Below are 16,275 nucleotides of genomic sequence, written 5' to 3'. Positions count from 1 at the left end.
ACCGAAGAGTTCTCGGTGGGCCGCCGCTCAGGCTCGTGTCCGAAGGGTTCAGCTCTTCTGGAGGTCGGAGACGGTGCTCGTCACCGCACCCGCGGTGGAGGTGGTCGCCCCCGCCGCGCCCTCGACCAGCGGGCCGAGCTCGCTGACGGTGTCCAGTGCGCCCAGGCTGATGGGCGGTTCGGCCGCGTGGGCCGTGTCCCCGCCACCGGGGGGCGGGGAGATCGCGGCGATGACCGCTCCGGTGGCGAGGGTGACGACGGCGAGAACGCTTCGCTTCTTCATGACGGGTTCAACGGCTCAGCCCCCGGAAAGGGCACGCCCCGAATTTCCCCCGGCGGGTCGCGGAGCGGTGCGGGCCCGGTCCGCCCGGTGCAGCTCCCCCGCAGCCAGCACCAGGCCGGAGGCGCCGAGCAGGAGCACGCCGGGGAGGGCGAGGAAGGGGCGGCGGCTGCCCGGCAGCAGGGCCTCGTACGCGCTCCGCGAGATCTCCACCGTGCCGCGCGTCTCCGGCGCCGGGTCGAACGCGTAGTACCGGCCGTCCCGCACCTCGGCGTCCCGCAGCCTCCCCGACGAGCCCGCCCCCGTCGCGTCGAGCACCAGGATCGCCACCCCCACCAGGGCCAGGGCCGCCAGCCCCGCCCGCACCCTGCCCGGAAGGCACCGGAACGCCTCCCACAGGACGCGCTTGTCCGACCTCAGCAGGGCGGCACGTACGAGCGCCGCCACCAGCAGCACGAGGGCCGCCACGAACCCCGTCGGTATCACCCACAGCGGCTCGACCAGCGGCAGTGCCCCCGGCAGCCACGTCAGCGCCGCCAGCCCCAGCAGCCCCGCCCCCAGTGCGGCACCCACGGCGCCGTGCAGTCTGTACGTCCACCCCATGGGCCGCAGCCTGGCACACGCCCCGCCCCGGCCGTCACCGGGGCCAGGCGTCACCGAAGCCGACCGTCCCCGGAGCCGGGTGTCAGAACCCCCCGTCGAACCCGCCGAAGCCTCCGCCGTCCCCGAACCCGCCTCCGCCCCCGTCCCCGAACCCGCCGAAGCCGGAGGAGTCGAAGTCGGAGCCGGAGAAGTCGCCGCCGCCCCACTCGCCCCCGCCGCCGAAGTCACCGCCGCCGTACTCGGAGGCGTACGCCGGGGTGGCGAGCATCGAGCCGAGCATGGTGCCCATCAGGAGGACGGGGAGGATGCCTCCGGCGAAGTAGCCGCCCGCCCAGGGGCCGTAGGCCGGGCCCGCCTCCCAGTACGGGCGGCGGTTGCCGTCGCCCACGTCGACCATGCGGCTCATGGGGTCCTCGCCCTGGCTGAGGCGCACCTCGTCCGCCGCGCAGACCGGGACCTCGCGGGGCGCGCCGCCGGAGGGGGTCCAGCGAACGTCGGCGACCGAGGGGCCGTGGCGCGGGTCGAAGAAGCAGGGCGGGCGGCGGGCCGGGAGCTCCTTGCCGGTGCGGCGGGCCTCCAGGACCGCGAGGGAGAAGCGGCCGTCCTCCAGGGCCTGGGTGACCCCGCGCACGTCGGAGGGGTGCTCGGCCTTGGCCATCTTCGTCTTGGCGCTCTCGTAGGAGTCCAGGGCGCGTTCGTAGTCGCCGCGCATGGTGTCGTCGGCGCCCGGTTCGGCGGGGTGGAAGTCCAGGCGTTCCAGGGTTTCGCCGTACGCCGTGATGTCCTCGTCCACCACGACCCGGAGCTTGTCGAGGGCGATGCGCTCCTCCTCCGCCTTCCGGCGCTTGGTGCGGCGGGAGATCGCGTACACGCCCGCGCCGCCCGCCGCCACCAGGGCGCCGAGCGTGATCAGGCCGGAGAGCGGGGCGCCGGGGTCGTCGGCCGCGCCTCCGCCGCCGGACCAGGAGGCGGGGGCGGTGCCCCGGGCCTGTTCGACGGCGCGGTCGACGAAGGCGTTGAGCTGGGCCGACGCGTCGGTGGCGGTGGCCGGGTTCTGGACGGAGGCGGTCAGGTTCTCGACCGCGCGGGCGGGCATGACCTGCGGGTCCGCGCCCGCGCTGAAGCCGTCGCCGAGGCGGACGGCGTACACGCCTGTGATGCCGGTGTCGTTGCGGAGGTTCCGGAGGAGGCTTTCTTCCGGGAAGGCCGCGGTGTCGGGCAGCACAGCGACGAAGACCGGCTTGTCCGCGTTCTGAATGGTGGCTTCCAGGGCCTTCTCGTCAGCGACGGAGAGCTGATCGCGGGCGGCCGGGTCCACATAGACCGGGTCCTCGCGCAGGGCCTGGGCGGCGTCGGTGACGGTCGCCGGGGCGGCGGCCGACGCAGGGGAGGTCAGGGCGAGAGCAGCCGCTGCGATGATGAGCAGCAGGCCCGCCAGCAGCGTGGGGAAGAGCCTTTTCCTCATACTTAACGCTACTCCAGACGGGCGACGAACGCCGTCGCCCGTCCGGAGCACCGGATTACCGGGCCGCTCTGTACGCCGTACGCAGCTTGGCCACCGCGCCCGTCAGATCACCGGTCAGCAGCAGGTGGTCCGCCTCCGCGAACGGCTTCGACACCGCCTGCGTGAACTTCCCGTTGATCTTCTGCTGGACCAGCAGCCGGGCCTGGTCCACGATCGCCTTGCCCGCCGGGGTCCTGCCCAGCTTCGCCTTCTCCGCGACCTGGGCGGCGACGGCGAGAGCCGAGAGGGTCAGCTCGCCACCCGCCGGGGGCTTCTTCAGGGTCGTGAGGCCCCAGCCGTACGGGAACTGCGGGTCGTACGCCGTGTCCCCGACGTTGATCGGGAGCTGCGCCTCCGACTTCGGCCAGGTCACCGGGAGCTGTCCGGTGAAGGGGCGCTTGCCGTAGAGGACGTCGGCCACGCCGTCGCCCTCGGAGCCCGGCAGCCAGGAGGCGACCAGCGCGTCCATCTCCCCGAGCTGGTCCCCGATGAGCTGCGGGCGGCCCGAGACGATGAGGACCGCGCACTTCATGGCCGCGCAGACCGTGTCGACGGCGGCCTGGTCGGCGGCCGTCAGCTCCAGGTCGTGGCCGTTGCCGACGTCACCGATGCCTTCGGCGTACGGGGTCTCACCGACGACCACCACGCCCACGTCGTGACCGTCCGTGGCGGCCGAGACGTCCTTCGAGTACGTGACGGAGTCGGGGTTCTTCGCCGCCTTCCTCATCCCCTCCAGGATCGTCGTGCCGGGAGTGGTCCGGCCGGAGGAGCCCTGCCAGCTGATCGTCCAGCCGCCGGCCTGGTTGCCGATGTCATCGGCGTTGGACCCGGCGACGTACACCTTCTGGTTCGGCTTGAGCGGCAGGACCGCTCCGTCGTTCTTCAGGAGCACCTGCGACTTGGCGACGGCCTCACGGGCCACCGCGCGGTGTGCGGCCGAGCCGACCTTGTCCAGGTGCGTGGTGTCCGCGTACGGCTTCTCGAAGAGGCCGAGGCGGAACTTCTGCGTGAGGATGCGGGAGACCGCGTCGTCGATCCGGGCCTGGCTGATCCGGCCCGCCGTGACCTCGTCCTTCAGCGTCTTGGTGAACTCCTGGTACGCGGTCGGGACCATGATCATGTCGAGTCCGGCGTTGACCGACGTACGGACGTCGCTCGGGTAGTCGCCGGGGATCTGGTCGATGGCCTGCCAGTCGCTGATGACGAAGCCCTCGAAGCCCATCCGGTCCTTGAGGACACCGTTGATCATCTCTCCGTGGGCGTGCATCTTCACCGGGCCCTCGCCGTCGCCGATGATGTCGAGCGAGGAGTACGAGGGCATGATCGTGCCGACGCCCCGCTTGACCGACTCCGCGAACGGGGAGAGGTGGACGGCCTCCAGCTCCTCGCGGGTGACCTTGGTGATGCCCTGGTCGATCGTGTACGAGCCGGTGGTGGCGGAGCCGTACTCGGTGCCGCCGTCCCCGACGAAGTGCTTCGCGCTGCCGAGGACCTTGTCGTTGCGGTGCAGGTCCTTGCCGGAGGGGTGGCCCTGCATGCCCTGGATGACCGTCTCCATGGCCTCGACCAGGGCCGGGTCCTCACCGAACGCCTCGTAGGAACGGCCCCAGCGCTCGTCGCGCGTGACGCAGACGCAGGGCGCGAAGTCCCAGGGGATACCGGTGGAGCGGACTTCCTTCGCGGTGATCGCGCCGGTCTTCTCGGCGCTCTTCGGGTCGCGGCCCGCGCCGATGCCGATGTTGTGCGGCATGATCGTCGCGCCGACGACGTTGTTGTGGCCGTGCACCGCGTCCACGCCGTAGATCAGCGGGATCTGGAACCGGGTGGCCTGGGCGCGCAGCTGGTAGGCGTCGACCATCTTGGCCCAGGCGGCGGCCGTGTTGGGGGTGGGGACCGAGCCGCCGCCGGAGAGCAGCGAGCCGAGGTCGTACGCGGCGATGTCGCCGGGGGTGCGGAGCGCGTTGCGTTCGGCCTGGGTCATCTGACCGGCCTTCTCCGCGAGGGACATCCGGCCCAGCAGGTCCGCGACGCGCTGCTTCACGGGCAACTTGGCGTTCTGGTACGGGAGTCCGTGGGCGTCGATGACGACCTGCGGGTGCTCGGCGGGGGCCTTGGCGCCGGTGACGGTCAGCTCCAGGGGGATCGTCCTCGCCTCGGAGGGCTTCGACGCCTTCGCCGTGCGGACGGTCACCTTGTGCGTGGCGCCGGAGGCGGTACCGGCGGGGAAGGTGTGGCTGCCGGTGACCGGGGTGTAGTCCTTGCCCGCGACCGCCGTGCCGCCCTTGGTGGCGTACGTGACGGTGATGGGCTCCTCGGTGGGGACGGAGCCGGTCGTGGCGACGGAGAGGGTGATGTCAGCGCTGCCGCCGTTCTTCACGGGGTGCACGGCCGCGTTCGTCACCACGCTCGCGGTGAGCGCCGGGTCCGCCTTGCCGTACAGCTCGACCGCGTCCAGGGCGAAGGAGCCGGGGGCGCCGGGCGGCATGGTGAAGGCGTAGCCCCACATCTCGTTCAGGCCGAGGACCTGGTCGATGCCGCCGACGGGCTGGTAGTCGGCCCGGTAGACGAAGTCCGCGAACGGGATCTCGACGAGCTGCCAGCCCTCCCAGTCGTCGGTGAAGGAGGTGGTCCACAGCTCGGAGGCGCCGCCGTTCGCGCCGCCGTCCTTGATCTCGAAGTGGATGCGCTTGCCCGAACCGGGCGGCAGGGGCGCGGTGTTCTGGCCGTACCACCAGAAGCGGATGCCCTTGTGCGCGGTCCAGTCCTGCGGCGGGGTGTCCACGGCGAACTCGTGGCTGAACCCGCCGTACGCGCTTATGTCGTAGGAGCCTTCGAGGACCTGCTCGCCCTCGGGGGCGTCCGCGCGCTCGGCCAGCTTGAGCTGCGGGTGGTCGGTGGCGTTACCGCCCCAGGTGAAGAGGGCGTCGGCGGGCGGGGTGTTGCCGAGGGGCACCTCACCTTCGAAGCGGTCGATGAGAACGGGGGCCGGGTCCTCGGCGGCGGCCGCTCCGGGGGCGGCTCCGACGAGGAGGGTGGCCAGGACCGCGACGGCGGCGAGGGCGGCGGTGGCGGGTCTGCTCCTGCCCTTGCGGGGGCGGAGGCGCGGGATGCGATACATGGGTTGGGAGCGCTCTCTTTTCGGGGTCGGGTGGGCCGTACGTCGAACGGTGTTACGGATCAGGGGTGTTGGGGCATCACGTGGTGGACGCGCGGGTGAGCCGGATCGTGTCGCGGTACCACCTGGCGCTGCCCTTGAGGGTGCGGGTCTGGGTGGCGTAGTCGACGCGGACGATCCCGAACCGCTTGCCGTAGCCGTAGGCCCACTCGAAGTTGTCCATCAGCGACCAGGCGAAGTAGCCCCGGACGTCGGCCCCTTGAGCCCGGGCGGCGACGACGGCGTCGATGTGGTCGGCGAGGTAGGCGGTGCGGTCGGCGTCGGGGACCGATCCGTCGGCAGCCACGGTGTCGTCGAAGGCCGCACCGTTCTCGGTGATGACGGTCGGGAGCCCGTAGTCGCGCTCCAACCGCACGAGCAGATCGGTGAGTTCGGTGGGGGTGATCTCCCAGCCCATGGCCGTACGCGGCAGATCACGCTCGACCATCCGGACCACGGGCAGCCCTTCGGCGTCGGCCGGTGATCCGTCCTCCGTGACGCCGGAGAACCGCATGCCCCGGTAGAAGTTGACGCCGAGGACATCGAGCGGGGTGGCGATGGCCGCCAAGTCGCCTTCCTGGACGGGGAGTTCCACGCCCTGTGCGGCCAGGTCCGCGACGACGTCCGCCGGGTAGCGGCCGTGGACGACCGGGTCCAGGTAGAGGCGGGTCCCCATCCCGTCGGCGCGGCGGCACGCGTCCCGGTCCGCCTCGCTCGGGGTCTCGGGGGTCGCGGTGCCCAGGTTGAGGGTGATGCCCAGCTCCAGCGGGTTGTCCCCCGCCGCCTCCCGCAGCGCCCGCGCCGCCAGGCCGTGGCCCAGGAGCAGGTGGTGGACGGCGTGCATCGAGGCGCCGAAGTCCTGGCGGCCGGGGGCGTGGACGCCGTACGCGTAACCGAGCATCGCCGAGCACCAGGGCTCGTTGAGCGTGGTCCAGTGCTCGACCCGGTCGCCGAGGGCCTCGTACGCGAGGGAGGCGTACTCCGCGAAGCGCAGGGCCGTGTCCCGTACGGGCCAGCCGCCCGCGTCCTCCAGCTCCTGCGGCAGGTCCCAGTGGTAGAGGGTGATCCACGGGGTGACGCCCCGCCCGTGGAGCTCGTCGACCAGCCGCTTGTAGAAGTCCAGCCCTTTGCTGTTCGCCGGGCCCCGGCCGCCGGGCTGGATGCGGGGCCAGGCGAGCGAGAAGCGGTACGTGTCGACGCCGAGGCCCGCGATCAGCTCCACGTCCTGCGGCATCCGGTGGTAGTGGTCGCAGGCGGTGTCCCCGTTCTCGCCGCCCTCGACGGCGCCGGGCACCCGGCAGAAGGTGTCCCAGATGGAGGGGGTGCGGCCGTCCTCGGTGGCGGCTCCCTCGATCTGGTACGAGGAGGTGGCGACGCCCCAGCGGAAGTCGGCCGGGAGTCCGCGTACGGCGGTGGGACGGAGGATTCGCTGCGGGGTGGTGGCGAGGTTCATCCGGTCTCCGGGGGTGAGGAGGGGAGGGTCCTGGTCGGGTGGATTCGGTCGGGTGGGCCTGGTCAGGTGTGCAGATGGCAGGCGACCGTGCGGCGGCCGGGGGTGGTTCCCTGCGGGGTGGCGGGGGCCGCCAGCGGCGGGACCCGTACGGCGCACGGTTCGAACGCCTTGCCGCAGCGCGGGTGGAACGCGCAGCCGGTGGGCATCGCGGACAGGTGCGGGGGCGAGCCGGGGATGCCGGTCAGTTCGCGGCGGGGGCCGTGGAGGGCGGGGAAGGAGTGGAGCAGCCCGTCGCTGTAGGGGTGGCGGGGGTCGCGGTAGATCTCCGCCGCACCCGCCTCCTCCACGATGCGGCCCCCGTACATGATCGCGATCCGGTCCGAGAATTCGATCAGGAGCGAGATGTCATGGGTGATGAACACGACCGAGAAGCCGAGCTGTTCCCTCAACTGGACCAGCCGCCGCAGGATCTGGCGCTGCATCACCACGTCGAGCGCGGTCGTCGGCTCGTCCATGATGACGATCTCGGGCTCCAGGGCGAGCGCCATCGCGATCATCACGCGCTGGCGCATACCGCCGGAGAGCTGGTGCGGGTAGGCGGCGAGCCGGTCGGCGGAGATCCCGACCAGGCTCAGCAACTCCTTCGCCCGGCCCGTGCGTTGGGCCTTCCGCAGGTCGGGGCGGTGGGCCTTGAGGACGTCGGTGAGCTGGCTGTGGACGGTGTGCACGGGGTTGAGGGAGTTCATCGCCCCCTGGAAGACGAGGGACAGCTCCTGCCAGCGGAAGGCGCGCAGCTGCTCCGGGGAGAGGGAGAGGATGTCGAGCCGGTCACCGCCCGGCCGGTGGTAGTGGACCTCTCCTCCGGTGATCACCCCGGGCGGGGCGAGCAGCCGGGTCACGGCGTACGCCAGGGTCGACTTGCCCGACCCCGACTCCCCCGCCAGGCCCAGGACTTCGCCCCGGTGCAGGGTGAGGTCGATGTCCCGCAGGGCGTGCACGGCCCGTTCGTCGGTGCCGTAGTCGACGTTCAGTCCGCTGATGGTGAGGACCGGCTCGGCGCTCATGGGCGCGGCTCCTTGCTGGTGCGGTGCTCGGGACGGTCGCCGGTCAGCGGCCTGCGGGCCACGGGGGTGAAGCCGACGCGCATCTTCACCTTCCGGGAGGAGCCGGTGGCGGTGCGCAGGCGCGGGTTGACGAACTCGTCGATGCCGAAGTTGATGAGGGCGAGCGCCGTGCCCAGCAGGGCGATGCAGAGGCCGGCCGGGACGAACCACCACCAGGCGCCCTGGGCGAGGGCCTGGTTGGACTGGGCCCAGAACAGGACCGTGCCCCAGTTCCAGTGCGAGATGTCCGCGACCCCGATGAAGGCGAGGGTGATCTCGGTGAGGACGGCGAAGATGACGGTGCCGACGAAACCGGAGGCGATCACGGCGGTGAGGTTCGGCATGATCTCGAAGAGGATGATCCGCCAGGTCGGCTCCCCGGTGGCGCGGGCCGCCTCCACGTAGTCGCGGCGGCGCAGCGACAGCGTCTGGGCGCGCAGGATGCGCGAGCCCCAGGCCCAGGAGGTCAGGGCGATGGCGAAGGCGATGAGCAGGTCTCCGGTGTCGGGGACGAAGCTCGCGACGATGATGATCAGCGGGAGTCCGGGCAGCACCAGGAAGATGTTGGCGAGCGCGGAGAGGATCTCGTCGACCGCCCCGCCGAGGAAGCCCGCGGTGACCCCGATGAGGACCGAGAGCACGGTGGCGACGAGGGCCGCGACGAACCCGACGACGAGGACGCCCCGGGTGCCCACGAGGATCTGGGAGAAGACGTCCTGCCCGGTGTGGGTGGTGCCGAACCAGTGGGCCCCGGAGGGGGGTTGGAGGAGCTGGTCGCTCATGGCGTCGGGGTCGTACGGGGCGATCCACGGGCCGATGACGGCCAGCAGGACGAAGAACGTCAGGACGATCAGCCCGGTGCGGGTCTTTCCGCCGCGCAGGAACCGGAGCCGGGCCCGGCGGGTGGGCGCCTCGGGGGCGGGTGCGCCGTCCAGGACGGCGGTGTCGGTGGCGGTGATGGACACTACGCCTCCTTCCGGATGCGGGGGTCGAGGGCCGCGTAGACCAGGTCGGCCAGGAGGTTCGCGGCGAGGACGGAGAGCGTGATGATCAGGAAGACGCCCTGCATCAGCGGGTAGTCCTTGGCGCCGACCGCCTGGAGCAGCTGGAAGCCGATGCCCGGGTAGGTGAAGACCATCTCGACCAGCAGCGTGCCGCCGACGATGAAGCCGAGGGAGAGGGCGAAGCCCGAGATGTTGGGAAGGACCGCGTTGCGGGCCGCGTAGCCGAACATGACGCGCCGCTCGGAGAGCCCCTTGGCCTGCGCCACCATCACGTAGTCCTCGGAGGAGACGGTGACCATCATGTTGCGCATGCCGAGAATCCAGCCGGCCACGGCGCTGAGCACGATCGTCACGCCGGGCAGGACCGCGTGGTAGAGCGCGCTGGAGAGGAACGGCCAGTCGAAGGCCGGGACGAGGGCGCTGTCGTAGCCGCCGGAGTTCGGGAAGAGCGACCACTTCTCGGCGAACAGCGCGATGGCGATGAGGCCGAGCCAGAAGTAGGGGATGGAGGAGATGAACGTGGTGACGGGCAGCAGTCCGTCCAGCCAGGAGCCGCGCTTCCAGCCGCTGTAGACGCCGATGCCGGTGCCGAGGACGAAGCTGATGAGGGTGGTGACGCCGACCAGGGCGAGCGTCCAGGGGAGGGACTGGGTGATCACCTCGCTGACCGGGGTCGGGAAGAAGGTGAAGGAGAGGCCGAGGTCGCCGTCGAGGAGGTGCGCCCAGTAGTCGGTGTACTGCTGCCAGAGCGACTGCTCCTCGTCGAGGCCGAAGAGGGCCTTGAGGGAGTCGATGGCCTTGGTGTCCAGCTGGCCCTGGTAGCGGCTGAGCAGGGCCTGTACGGGGTCGCCGGGCATCAGGCGCGGGATGAGGAAGTTGATGGTGATGGCGGCCCAGGCGGTCACGGTGTAGAAGGCGATGCGCTGGAGGAGGTACTTCACCGGGAGACCTCCCGCGCGGTGGTGCCGGGCGCCGGGGTGCCGGTCGCCGCCGTGCCCTCGTTCCCGTACGGCTTCGCGCCCGCGTCCCCGTTCCCGTACGACCGCACGCCCTGGCCCTCGTACAGCCAGCAGGCCGCCCACTGGCCGTCCGCCAGGTCGAAGCGGGGCGGGAGTTCGGTGCGGCAGCGCTCCATGGCCTGCGGGCAGCGGGGGTGGAAGCGGCAGCCGGGCGGCGGGGTGATGAGGGAGGGCGGTTCGCCGGTGCCGGTCTCCTCCTGGTCGGCCGCCGCGGCCACCCGGTCGGGGTCGGGCGCGGAGGCGATGAGGAGCTGGGTGTAGGGGTGGGCGGGGCGCTGGGTCACGGTCTCGCTGTCGCCGCCCTCGACGATCCGGCCCGCGTACATGACGAGGGTGGTGTCGGCGAAGTAGCGGGCGGAGGCGATGTCGTGGGTGATGTAGAGGATCGCCAGGTGCAGGCGCTCCTTGAGGTCGCGGAGCAGGTTGAGGACGCCGAGGCGGATCGACACGTCGAGCATGGAGACGGGCTCGTCGGCGAGGAGCACCTGCGGGTCGGCGCCGAGCGCGCGGGCGATGGCGACGCGCTGGCGCTGCCCGCCGGAGAGCTCGTGCGGGAACTTGTCCAGGTACTGGTGGGCCGGGGTGAGCTGGACCCGGTTCAGCAGATCGGTCAGGGCCCGCTCCAGCTCCTCCTTCCCGCTGCCCGCCCGGCCGTGGATCTTCAGGGCGCGGGTCAGGTGGTAGCGGACGGTGTGCACCGGGTTCAGCGAGGCGAACGGGTCCTGGAAGATGAGCTGGACCCGGCGGACGTAACGGCGGAAGGACCGGCCGCCACCGGCCACGACCGGCTCGCCGCCGAGCCGGATCTCGCCCGAGGTGAGCGGGTGGAGCCGGGCGAGCAGGCGGGCGACGGTGGACTTGCCCGAGCCGGACTCCCCCACCAGGGCCGTGACGGTGCCGCGCCGGAGCCGGAGCGAGACGTCGTCGACGGCGTGGACGCTGCGGCGCTCGCGGGTGAGGAGGTCGCGGGCGGTGCGGCGCAGGGGGAAGTGCTTGGTGACTCCGCGTGCTTCGAGCACCACGTCGGTGCCGGTGGGTCCGGCGCCCGCGGCGGCGTCGGCTCCGGCCCGTACGTTCTCGGACTGATCGGTGGTCATGGCCGGTTCTTCCCCGTACTTACTTGGCGGGCGTGAGGTTCAGCACGATCTCCAGCGCGCTGGGCTGGGTGTGCTGCGGCGGGGCGTACGGGTTGGCCTCGGTGGGCCAGCCGATCCAGTTCTTCGTGGAGTACTCGGCGCCGATCGGGGCGGCGGCCGTCGGGATCATGGGGGCCTGCTCCACGAAGATCTTCTGGAGGGCGTTCATGGCCTCGGTGCGGGTCTTCTGGTCCTTGGCGTTGGCGTACGCCTGGAGGGCGGTGGTGGCCTCCTCGCTCTTGAAGCGGCCGAAGTTGCCCTGCTGGGAGCTCTTGCCGATGGGCTGGAGGAGCGCGCCGTCCATGACGTTCTGGTACATGTCGTAGGGCGTGGCGCCGCTGTTGGTCCAGCGCAGGGTGGCGTCGAAGTTGCCGTTGGCCACGTCCACGCCCCAGGCTTCGGCGGTCTGGGTCTTGACCTTGGCCTCGATGCCGAGCTGCTTGATGTTGTCCTTGATGATGGCGAGACCGGTGATGTAGTCGTTCCACCCGGCCGGGTCGGTGAAGGTGAGCGTCACCGGCTTGCCGGACGGGTCCTTGAGCACCCCGCCGCTCAGCGTGAACCCGGCCTCGGCCAGCAGCTTCTTCGCTCCGGCGACATCGGGCCGGGTGGTGGCGCTGCGGTACTCGGGGGCGAGGAAGGGCTCACCGGCCGGGAGCGGGATACCGGTGGGGCTGGTGATCTCCGGGTAGAGCGTGGCCTGCGCCTGGATGTGGATGGCCCTGCGGTCGACGACCATCGCCATCGCCCGGCGCAGCGCCGGGTTGTCGAAGGGCTTGCGGGCGGTGTTGAACCAGAGGCCGTGGACGCCGAGGCCGGAGGGGAACCACAGCTTGTGGTTCTTGGGGTCCTTGTCGATGTAGAGCTGCTTGTGGTTCGGCATGAAGACGAAGGACCACTCGACCTTGCCGGTGGCCAGCGCGGTGGTGGCGGCGCTGTTGTCGTTGTACGCGGTGTAGCGGAGCTCCTTGACCTTGGTCCGGCCGTTCCAGTAGGTCGGCGTGGCGGTCAGGGTGGTGGTCTGCGGGGTGAACGTCTTGAGCCGGTACGGGCCGGAGCCGACCGGCGTCCGGTTGGGCCAGGTCTCGGGGTTCTTGACCTTCTCCCAGATGTGCTTGGGCACGATGAACGTCTGGATGATCTTGTTCTGGTTGACGAACTGGGACTCCTTGAAGGTCAGGACGACCTTCCCGTCCTCGACGGCGACCCCGTCGAAGGGGATGCCGTTCCAGTTGAGCGCCGAGTGCTTCTTCAGGAGGTTGAAGGTGAACTCCACGTCGGCCGCCGTCAGGGGCTTGCCGTCGGCCCACTTCGCCCGCTCGTCCAGGGTGAAGGTGACCTTGGTGAAGTTGGCCTCCCACTCCCAGTCGGTGGCGAGCCAGGGGTCCGCCTTGTCGGTGGGCTTGATCATGTTCGTCATGGCCAGCGGCTCGTAGATCATGTACCGGTAGCCGAGGGTGGCGCCCGCCGAGGTGTTGAGGAACGGGTTGCTGTTGTTGGTCTGCGGCCCGTCCGGCTTGCCGAGGGTCAGTACGCCGGTGGCTCCCCCGACACCGCCCTTGCCCGCACCCGAGTTGGCGTTCGAGCAGCCTGCGGCGAGGGCGATGACGACGGTGGCTGCGGCGACCGCTCTGAGCGTGGTGCGACGGCGTACGGACATGGCGACTCCAGGAAGGGGCTGCCGCCGGGTCACGGTGATCCGGCGGAGGGAGGAAGGGGGCGGGCGGGGCGCGGCCGGGCGGCCGGGTCCGTCACGGCGCCGAGTGGCGCACGACCAGTTCGGTGGGCAGCACGGCCGGGCCGTCCGGTACGGGCGTGCCGCCGAGGTGGGAGAGCAGCATCCGGGCCGCCGTCTCCCCCATGCGGCGGGTGGGCTGGCGCACGGTGGTGAGGGGCGGTTCGGTGTGTTCGGCCATCGGGATGTCGTCGAAGCCGACGACCGCGACATCGTCGGGGACCCGGCGCCCGGCGACCCGCAGGGCCCGGAGCACCCCGGCGGCGCTGATGTCGTTGTGCGCGAAGACGGAGTCGAAGGCGACGCCCCGGGCGAGGAGTTCCTCCGTCGCGAGACGGCCGCCCAGCTCAGTGAAGTCCCCCTCGGCGACATGGGCGTCGGGGAGGACCGAGCGGAATCCGCCCAGCCGGTCCCGTACGCAGCCGAAGTGGCGGGGGCCCGTGAGGACGACGGGCCGGGAGCGTCCGGCGGCGAGCAGGTGGCGGGCCGCCGATGCTCCTCCCTCGTGGTTGGTGGTCACGACGGAGGGGAACGCGGGGTGGTGGCCCCGGTCGTCGATGAGGACGATCGGCAGGCCGTCGCGGTGCAGGGCGGTGAGGTGGCCGAGGGTGTTCTCGGGCTCCACGACGACGAGCCCGTCGAAGGCGCGCGCCGACACCTGACCGGTGAAGCGCTGGACGGACTCGGCGCCCCGGTTGCAGGTGAACAGCAGCAGCCCGTAGTCGGCGGCCTCGACGGTGTCGACGACCCCCTGGAGCAGTTCGCCCATCCACGGCCAGGTCAGCGAGGGGACCAGCATCCCGACCGTACGGCTGGAGCCGCGGGCCAGGCCCACGGCTCCGGAGCTGGGTACATAGCCGAGCTGTGCGATCACTTCACGAACGCGGGCGGCGGTCGTCCCGTCCACCTCGCCCTTGGTGTTGATGACCCGTGACACGGTCGTCTTGCTGACGCCGGCCTCGCGGGCGACATCGGCGATGGTGACGCGCATCGGGGCCTCCAGGGGCCGGGAGACGTGCTGGAGAGGTTTCCGGTACCGGTTCCGGAACCGGTACCGGCGTTGCGGCTGGAGTTAACCGCGCCGATACAGAGCCGTCAATACTTCACGTCGACATTGGTCGGGTCTCATCTGCCGGGCGGGGAGGGCGGGTTGAGCGTTCACCTCTTGAACGTACGAGAGCCGCCATCCCCGGGGGCGGGGTGGCGGCTCTCGTGGCCGGGCGGGCTGGACCTACTCCGTGGGCTCCACGCCCGCGCGGAGCAGGCCGTAGGTGTACGCGTCCTCCAGCGCCTGCCAGGACGCGGCGATGACGTTCTCGGCGACCCCCACGGTCGCCCAGTCCGCGGCTCCGTCGCCCGTGGTGATCAGGACCCGGGTGGTGGACTCGGTGCCCGTACGGCCCTCCAGGATGCGGACCTTGTAGTCGACCAGCTCCAGCTTGGCGAGCTGCGGGTAGATCCGCTCCAGGGCGACGCGCAGGGCCCGGTCCAGGGCGTTGACCGGGCCGTTGCCCTCCGCGGTGGCGACGATCCGCTCGCCCTTGGCCCAGAGCTTCACGGTGGCCTCGTTGGCGTGGGTGCCGTCGGGGCGGTCCTCGACGATCGCGCGCCAGGACTCCGTACGGAAGTAGCGCCGGGCCCGGCCCTCCACCTCGCCGCGCAGCAGGAGTTCGAAGGAGGCGTCGGCGGCCTCGTAGGTGTAGCCCTGGAGCTCGCGTTCCTTGACCCGCTCCACGACCCGGCCGACCAGGGCGCGGTCGTCGCCGAGGTCGACGCCCAGCTCCTTGCCCTTCAGCTCGATGGAGGCGCGGCCCGCCATGTCGGAGACCAGCATCCGCATGGTGTTGCCGACCCGCTCGGGGTCGATGTGCTGGTAGAGGTCCGGGTCGACCTTGATCGCGGAGGCGTGCAGCCCGGCCTTGTGGGCGAAGGCCGAGACACCCACGTACGGCTGGTGGGTGGAGGGGGTGAGGTTGACGACCTCGGCGATGGCGTGCGAGATCCGGGTCATCTCGGCGAGGGCGCCCTCGGGCAGCACCTTCATGCCGTACTTCAGCTCCAGGGCGGCGACCACGGGGAAGAGGTTGGCGTTGCCGACCCGCTCGCCGTACCCGTTGGCCGTGCACTGGACGTGGGTGGCGCCCGCGTCCACGGCGGCCAGGGTGTTGGCGACCGCGCAGCCGGTGTCGTCCTGGGCGTGGATGCCGAGCCGGGCCCCGGTGTCCGCGATGACCGTGGAGACGACGGCCTGGACCTGGGCGGGGAGCATGCCGCCGTTGGTGTCGCAGAGGATGACGACCTCGGCGCCCGCCTCGTACGCGGTGCGGACCACGGATTTCGCGTACTCCGCGTTGGCCCGGTAGCCGTCGAAGAAGTGCTCGCAGTCCACGAAGACCCGGCGGCCCTGTTCGCGCAGGTGGGAGACGGTGTCGCGGACCATCTCCAGGTTCTCGTCCAGGGTGGTGCGCAGGGCCAGCTCGACATGGCGGTCATGGGACTTGGCGACCAGCGTGATCACCGGGGCGCCGGAGTTCAGCAGCGCCTTCACCTGGGGGTCGTCGGCCGCCGTGCCCCCGGCCCTGCGGGTCGCGCCGAACGCCACGAGCTGGGCGTTCTCGAACGTGATCTCCTGCTGGGCGCGGGCGAAGAACTCCGTGTCACGGGGGTTGGCACCCGGCCAGCCGCCCTCGATGTATCCGACCCCGAAGGTGTCCAGGTGCCGGGCGATGGTCAGCTTGTCGGCGACCGTCAGGTTGATGCCCTCACGCTGAGCACCGTCGCGCAGTGTGGTGTCGAAGACATGGAAACTGTCGTCGGTGGCGTTGGCCTTGGTGGTCATGCTGGTCTGGCTCCTGTCGGATGAGTGGACCGGACGGTCTGGGGCCTGTTCCGGGTCCCCCGTCGTCCGCGCGAAGCGCGGGTGCGGCGGCGTTCGGTGCGTGCGATCGGCGTGCGGTGTCGCAGGTCATGTGGCGGAGCCACCTGTCCTGCGTCGCCGTGCGGCGAGTGTGCGTGCTGGGCGTCGCCGCACAGACGGGGGACCCGGAACAGGCCCCAGTTCCACTTGCCCCCATCATCCCGCGTGCGCGGCTCCGGCCCGGGTGCGGGCCGGAAAACGAAAAAACCCCTCGCGGGTGCGAGAGGTCTGCGCGCGGGTCTGGGGCACGGTGGCCGTGCCGTACGGGGTGGTACGGGACGGTCACTGCGGACCGGCGCGCCTGCTGCCAATAATCATGACGAACGAGGACACGGGAGAAGTCTCGCACAGTGACGCGTCCGTGACGG

The 16,275-nt window shown here is 71.3% G+C and carries 13 protein-coding genes; 1 reads left to right on the top strand and 12 read right to left on the bottom strand.

Features of this window, described 5'->3' with window-relative positions; genetic code table 11:
- Positions 1-48: 48 nt before the first annotated feature.
- The 12 genes from B7C62_26910 to B7C62_26855 all read right to left on the bottom strand — a co-directional run bounded on the left by B7C62_26910 (position 49) and on the right by B7C62_26855 (position 15,829).
- Positions 49-282, bottom strand: coding sequence for a hypothetical protein (locus tag B7C62_26910; GenBank protein ID ARF75483.1), 234 nt, complete (start codon positions 280-282; stop codon positions 49-51).
- A 15-nt stretch (positions 283-297) separates the two neighbouring features.
- The gene (locus tag B7C62_26905) at positions 298-882 is read right to left on the bottom strand and encodes a hypothetical protein (protein ID ARF75482.1); all 585 of its coding nucleotides are present in this window, start codon (positions 880-882) and stop codon (positions 298-300) included.
- 82 nt (positions 883-964) lie between these two features.
- Positions 965-2,347, bottom strand: a complete 1,383-nt coding sequence (locus B7C62_26900) for a hypothetical protein (GenBank protein ID ARF75481.1) — start codon at positions 2,345-2,347, stop codon at positions 965-967.
- A 55-nt stretch (positions 2,348-2,402) separates the two neighbouring features.
- Positions 2,403-5,504, bottom strand: coding sequence for a glycosyl hydrolase (locus B7C62_26895; GenBank protein ID ARF75480.1), 3,102 nt, complete (start codon positions 5,502-5,504; stop codon positions 2,403-2,405).
- Positions 5,505-5,580: 76 nt separating this feature from the next.
- Positions 5,581-6,993: a beta-glucosidase gene (locus tag B7C62_26890; GenBank protein ID ARF75479.1), complete on the bottom strand. Its 1,413-nt coding sequence runs from the start codon at positions 6,991-6,993 to the stop codon at positions 5,581-5,583.
- A 62-nt stretch (positions 6,994-7,055) separates the two neighbouring features.
- On the bottom strand, positions 7,056-8,057 hold the full coding sequence (locus B7C62_26885) for a dipeptide/oligopeptide/nickel ABC transporter ATP-binding protein (GenBank protein ARF75478.1): 1,002 nt from the start codon (positions 8,055-8,057) through the stop codon (positions 7,056-7,058).
- Positions 8,054-9,061: a peptide ABC transporter permease gene (locus B7C62_26880; GenBank protein ID ARF75477.1), complete on the bottom strand. Its 1,008-nt coding sequence runs from the start codon at positions 9,059-9,061 to the stop codon at positions 8,054-8,056. Before B7C62_26880 ends, B7C62_26885 begins: the two co-directional genes overlap by 4 nt.
- Positions 9,061-10,041, bottom strand: a complete 981-nt coding sequence (locus B7C62_26875) for a peptide ABC transporter permease (protein ID ARF75476.1) — start codon at positions 10,039-10,041, stop codon at positions 9,061-9,063. The genes B7C62_26880 and B7C62_26875 overlap by 1 nt, the downstream gene beginning before the upstream one ends.
- Positions 10,038-11,216 carry a dipeptide/oligopeptide/nickel ABC transporter ATP-binding protein gene (locus B7C62_26870; GenBank protein ID ARF75475.1) on the bottom strand — a complete coding sequence of 393 codons (1,179 nt, stop codon included), beginning with the start codon at positions 11,214-11,216 and terminating at the stop codon, positions 10,038-10,040. The genes B7C62_26875 and B7C62_26870 overlap by 4 nt, the downstream gene beginning before the upstream one ends.
- A 19-nt stretch (positions 11,217-11,235) precedes the next feature.
- Positions 11,236-12,915, bottom strand: a complete 1,680-nt coding sequence (locus tag B7C62_26865; GenBank protein ID ARF75474.1) for a peptide ABC transporter substrate-binding protein — start codon at positions 12,913-12,915, stop codon at positions 11,236-11,238.
- 91 nt (positions 12,916-13,006) lie between these two features.
- Positions 13,007-13,981 (bottom strand): LacI family transcriptional regulator, encoded by a 975-nt coding sequence (locus B7C62_26860; protein ID ARF75473.1) that lies wholly within the window; start codon positions 13,979-13,981, stop codon positions 13,007-13,009.
- Positions 13,982-14,221: 240 nt separating this feature from the next.
- On the bottom strand, positions 14,222-15,829 hold the full coding sequence (locus tag B7C62_26855; GenBank protein ARF75472.1) for a citramalate synthase: 1,608 nt from the start codon (positions 15,827-15,829) through the stop codon (positions 14,222-14,224).
- Between the two features lie 116 nt (positions 15,830-15,945).
- Between B7C62_26855 and B7C62_26850 the strand changes: the two genes are divergently transcribed.
- Positions 15,946-16,221 (top strand): hypothetical protein, encoded by a 276-nt coding sequence (locus tag B7C62_26850; GenBank protein ARF75471.1) that lies wholly within the window; start codon positions 15,946-15,948, stop codon positions 16,219-16,221.
- The last annotated feature ends 54 nt before the right edge of the window (positions 16,222-16,275 follow it).

It is taken from the genome of Kitasatospora albolonga (assembly GCA_002082585.1).
Lineage (GTDB): Bacteria > Actinomycetota > Actinomycetes > Streptomycetales > Streptomycetaceae > Streptomyces > Streptomyces stephensoniae.
Note: the sequence above shows the minus strand (reverse complement) of the source record. Positions and strands in the feature narration are given on the sequence as shown.

What these genes read in the sequence shown, in the direction of transcription:
- B7C62_26870 (ARF75475.1), bottom strand. Translation starts at nt 11,216, where the DNA reads ATGACCACCGATCAGTCCGAGAACGTACGGGCCGGAGCCGACGCCGCC.
- B7C62_26865 (ARF75474.1), bottom strand. Translation starts at nt 12,915, where the DNA reads ATGTCCGTACGCCGTCGCACCACGCTCAGAGCGGTCGCCGCAGCCACC.
- B7C62_26905 (ARF75482.1), bottom strand. Translation starts at nt 882, where the DNA reads ATGGGGTGGACGTACAGACTGCACGGCGCCGTGGGTGCCGCACTGGGG.
- B7C62_26895 (ARF75480.1), bottom strand. Translation starts at nt 5,504, where the DNA reads ATGTATCGCATCCCGCGCCTCCGCCCCCGCAAGGGCAGGAGCAGACCC.
- B7C62_26900 (ARF75481.1), bottom strand. Translation starts at nt 2,347, where the DNA reads ATGAGGAAAAGGCTCTTCCCCACGCTGCTGGCGGGCCTGCTGCTCATC.
- B7C62_26910 (ARF75483.1), bottom strand. Translation starts at nt 282, where the DNA reads ATGAAGAAGCGAAGCGTTCTCGCCGTCGTCACCCTCGCCACCGGAGCG.
- B7C62_26890 (ARF75479.1), bottom strand. Translation starts at nt 6,993, where the DNA reads ATGAACCTCGCCACCACCCCGCAGCGAATCCTCCGTCCCACCGCCGTA.
- B7C62_26855 (ARF75472.1), bottom strand. Translation starts at nt 15,829, where the DNA reads ATGACCACCAAGGCCAACGCCACCGACGACAGTTTCCATGTCTTCGAC.
- B7C62_26860 (ARF75473.1), bottom strand. Translation starts at nt 13,981, where the DNA reads ATGCGCGTCACCATCGCCGATGTCGCCCGCGAGGCCGGCGTCAGCAAG.
- B7C62_26885 (ARF75478.1), bottom strand. Translation starts at nt 8,057, where the DNA reads ATGAGCGCCGAGCCGGTCCTCACCATCAGCGGACTGAACGTCGACTAC.